The following is a 3,763-nucleotide window of genomic DNA, read 5'->3' on the forward strand; positions in this document are numbered from 1 at the left end:
TGTAATACGGCAGCTCCTTCATCTGTTCGTAGGCGGCCTCGGCGAGTTCCGTCCGGCCGTAACCGGCGTTCACGCACCACAGCCCCGCCATTCCGTCCAGGATTTCGTTGCCTTCGGAATCGTAGATGAACGCCCCGTCGGCGCGCACGATCATCCGCGAGCCGGCGTGTCGCAATTCCTTGTGGTCGGTGAACGGGTGGAGATGATGCGCGGCATCGATCTCCTGCAACTGCTTCAGGGAAAAATTCTGGTAGGACATTGTCTTGCGCCTCTGTGCTGAATCGGTCCGGCAAGGCCGGGGCGGATTCAGGGCGCCGGCGGCGAATAGCCGATGCGGGCACACAGCCGCAGCAGTTCGACGTGCAGCGTCCGCCTGGAAGGCGTCGAAGGATGACCGGCGAAATATCGGCGGCGGGCGCTCATGGCGTAAATGTAGTCGAAGCTCCTTGACCCTATCAAGACGCCCTGCGCACGGCCGCCCGGTAGATCGCGAAAACGATCAGGACGGCGCTCAGGCCAGCACTCACCATCGGCAGTCCGATCGGGCCGAATGCCTGGATCGCCGCGCCCGAGCCGGGTGGTCCGGCGATGCCGCCCACGCCCCACATCAGCGCAAAGGCCGAGTTTCCGGCGACGAGGGTCTGTCCCCTGAAGCGGCTGCCGAGTTCGACCAGCGACATCGTGTAGACGCCGTAGCCGACGCCGCCCATCACCAACAGCACCGGCCAGACGAGCGGCCCCTCGATGAGAAGAGGCAGGGAAAGCACGCAGGCCGCATTGAGCGCGGCGCAGGCGATGATCATCGTCCGCGCTCCCAGCCGTTCTGCTAGGAAGCCGAGCGGCACCTGAAGCAGGATGTTGCCGAGCGAGAGCATCGTGATCAGCGCGGCGAGCCTGGCCTCCTGAAGCCCGTAGCCGGCGCCGAAGACCGGCATCAGCGAATAGGCGCTCTGCTGGGTGGCGGCCGATACGCCGACGGCGAGCAGCAGCGCCGGCGCGAGCGTCCAGAAGCTCCATATCCCGGATGCCGGTGTCCCCTCCTCATCGGGCTCGAAGCCGCGCAATCCCTTGGTCGTCAGGAACAGCAGCACCGCGCAGGCGGAGAAGCCGAAGATCGCGACCGAGAGCGGCGGCCAGCCGTCCGTTCCGACCAGCGTCAGTGTCAGCGGACCCGCTGCATAGCCGACGCCCGTGACCGCGTTGAAGATCCCCATGATCCGACCCCGCCGCGCGTCGGGAGCGAGCGCCATCATCCAGACTTCGCCGAGGATGTAGAGCGGGTTGATCGCCAGCCCGATCAGGAAGCGCAGAAGATACCAGGCGATCCAGTTCTGCAGCGCGCCCACCAGGACGAAGAGCAGCGCGCCGCTGAGCGCGGCGATGACCGCCAGCCGGCGCCCGCCGAGCCGGCGCACCAGTTCGGGCACGAACATCGCGGAGAGGATCAGCCCCAGCGGCGTCATTGCTGCGGAAAGGCCGATTTCGGCCGGTGTCATGCCTTGCCGCTGCATCAGGAAGGTGAACAGCGGATAGGACAGGCCCTGCGCCAGCGCGAACGCGGTCACCGCTGCGGTCAGGCCGGCAAGCGCGCCGAGCGGCAAGGGACGCGCGGTGGAATCAGGCTCGGATCGGTCTTGCATCGTTTTCCCCTAGCACCCCGCGCTGCCGCCCGGAATCGCGGGTGCGACGGCGATTGTCGAAACCTGATGTTTCACAGACGGCCCCACGGCGGCACAGACCCGAAACACTGCCGGAGGATCGTGGTCATAGGTTCGGGAACGGGTCGCAACAACCGAGAGGCAGCCATGCAATCGCGCTATCAGGTTCGCATACGCCATCCCGAGCAGCCGCATGCCTTCGCCCTGCGCCTCAATGCTTGGCGCGCCGTATCGCCGGCTCAGACCGGGCAAAGTCGCAAGGTCGACGCCGAGCCGGCGATCGGCCGCGCTCGCCCGTTCGGCATGCGGGACCGGCAGACGGCACCGGCTGCCGGCTCGAGCGAATGGCTCTGAACGGCACGGGCTCTCTTTAACGCCTTCCGATCCGACATCGAGGGCGCACACCGCCCATGTCGCATCCTTCGTGCTTGTGGTCGCCGCTCCCGCTATCGCGAAGATCGGCGCCGTCCAATATGGCCCCGAACTCTGTCAGCCTGTCGGGGAATTGCATGTCCGAAGCCACAGCCGATGCCATTCCGGCGGCCCGCGCCCGCAGCGGTGGCCGCGCCGGCAAGCGCGCCGGCGGCTCGGCCGCGTTCGAACAGCCACCGTTCCGGCGCCTGAAGCGCCCGTTCGCGCCGACGAATATCGTCTCGGAAGACCAGCTTGAATCGATCCACCGCGCTTCGCTGCGCGTTTTGTCCGAGATCGGCCTCGACGTGCTGCACGAGGAGGCGCGCCGCATCATGAAGGGAGCCGGCGCCGACGTGCGCGAGGGCTCGGAGCGCGTCCGCTTCGATCCAGACATGGTGCTGGAATGGGTATCGCACGCGCCGCCGGAGTTTCGGGTGCATGCGCGCAATCCCGACCATTCGATCGATTTCGGCGGCGACAACCTCGTCTTTGCGCAGGTGGCGTCGGCGCCGAACTGTTCCGACCTCGACAATGGCCGCCGCCCCGGCAACCAGAAGGATTTCCGCAATCTGGTGAAGCTCGCCCAGATGCACAACGTCATCTCGGCGACGGGCGGCTATCCGGTCGAGCCGATCGACATCCATCCGTCGATCCGCCATCTCGAATGCATCCGCGACCTGGCGACGCTGACCGATAAGGCCTTCCACATCTATTCGCTCGGCAAGGAACGCAACCAGGACGGAATCGAGATTGCCCGCATCGCCAACGGGCTGTCCCGCGAGGGGCTGCTCGACAATCCGGTCTGCTACACGATCATCAATACCAACTCGCCGCTGAAGCTCGACGTCCCGATGATGGAGGGCATCATCCAGATGTCGTCGCAGGGGCAGCTGGTGATCGTCACGCCGTTCACGCTCGCTGGCGCCATGGCGCCGGTGACGGTCGCAGGCGCAGTGGTACAGCAGAACGCCGAGGCGCTCGCCGGCATTGCGTTTACCCAGATGGTGCGCAAGGGCGCGCCGGTCGGCTACGGCGGATTCACCTCCAATGTCGACATGAAATCGGGCGCGCCGGCCTTCGGCACGCCGGAATACATGAAGGCACAGCTTCTCGGCGGCCAGCTCGCACGAAAATACAACATCCCCTACCGCACCTCCAACACCTGCGCCGCCAACGCCGTGGATGCCCAGGCGGCCTATGAGAGCGTGTTCTCGCTGTGGGGCGCGGTGCAGGGCGGCGGCAATTTCATTCTTCACGCCGCCGGCTGGCTCGAAGGCGGCTTGCGCGCCTCCTACGAGAAGATGATCCTCGACATCGACCTGTTGCAGATGGTCAGCGAGATGCTGACCCCGCTCGACCTTTCCGAGGATGCGCTCGCCGTCGAAGCGATCCGCGACGTCGGCCCTGGCGGCCACTTCTTCGGCACCCAGCACACCCAGGACCGCTACAAGACGGCCTTCTACGCGCCGATCCTGTCTGACTGGCGCAACTACGAGACCTGGGCCGAGGCCGGTTCGCCGACCGCGGTCGAGAAGGCCAACCGCGTCTGGAAGGAGCGGCTGGCGAGCTACGAGGCGCCGGCCATGGACCCTGCGCGGCGAGAGGAGCTCGACGATTTCGTCGAGAAGCGCATCGCGGCCGGCGGCGCCCCGACGGATTTCTGAGGCGACGCGATGAAACTCACCCCGATC

General features: G+C 66.3%; 4 protein-coding genes. 2 read left to right on the forward strand and 2 right to left on the reverse strand.

The features are described from left to right. Window positions 1-259: aminotransferase class III-fold pyridoxal phosphate-dependent enzyme (locus V6M48_RS11095; RefSeq protein ID WP_332812607.1), on the reverse strand; the 259-nt coding region annotated here is incomplete at its 3' end. A gap of 196 nt (window positions 260-455) precedes the next feature. After that, window positions 456-1,640, reverse strand: coding sequence for an MFS transporter (locus V6M48_RS11100; protein ID WP_332812608.1), 1,185 nt, complete (start codon window positions 1,638-1,640; stop codon window positions 456-458). 165 nt (window positions 1,641-1,805) lie between these two features. On the opposite strand from V6M48_RS11100, the gene V6M48_RS11105 reads away from it, so the two are divergent. Both V6M48_RS11105 and V6M48_RS11110 read left to right on the forward strand, forming a co-directional pair. Then, window positions 1,806-2,012, forward strand: coding sequence for a hypothetical protein (locus tag V6M48_RS11105; protein WP_332812609.1), 207 nt, complete (start codon window positions 1,806-1,808; stop codon window positions 2,010-2,012). Window positions 2,013-2,167: 155 nt separating this feature from the next. Next, a complete protein-coding gene (locus tag V6M48_RS11110; RefSeq protein ID WP_332812610.1) occupies window positions 2,168-3,736 on the forward strand; it encodes a trimethylamine methyltransferase family protein in 1,569 nt (522 codons plus the stop codon). Window positions 3,737-3,763: the final 27 nt, after the last annotated feature.

It is taken from the genome of Sphingomonas sp. (assembly GCF_036677245.1).
Lineage (GTDB): Bacteria > Pseudomonadota > Alphaproteobacteria > Sphingomonadales > Sphingomonadaceae > Allosphingosinicella.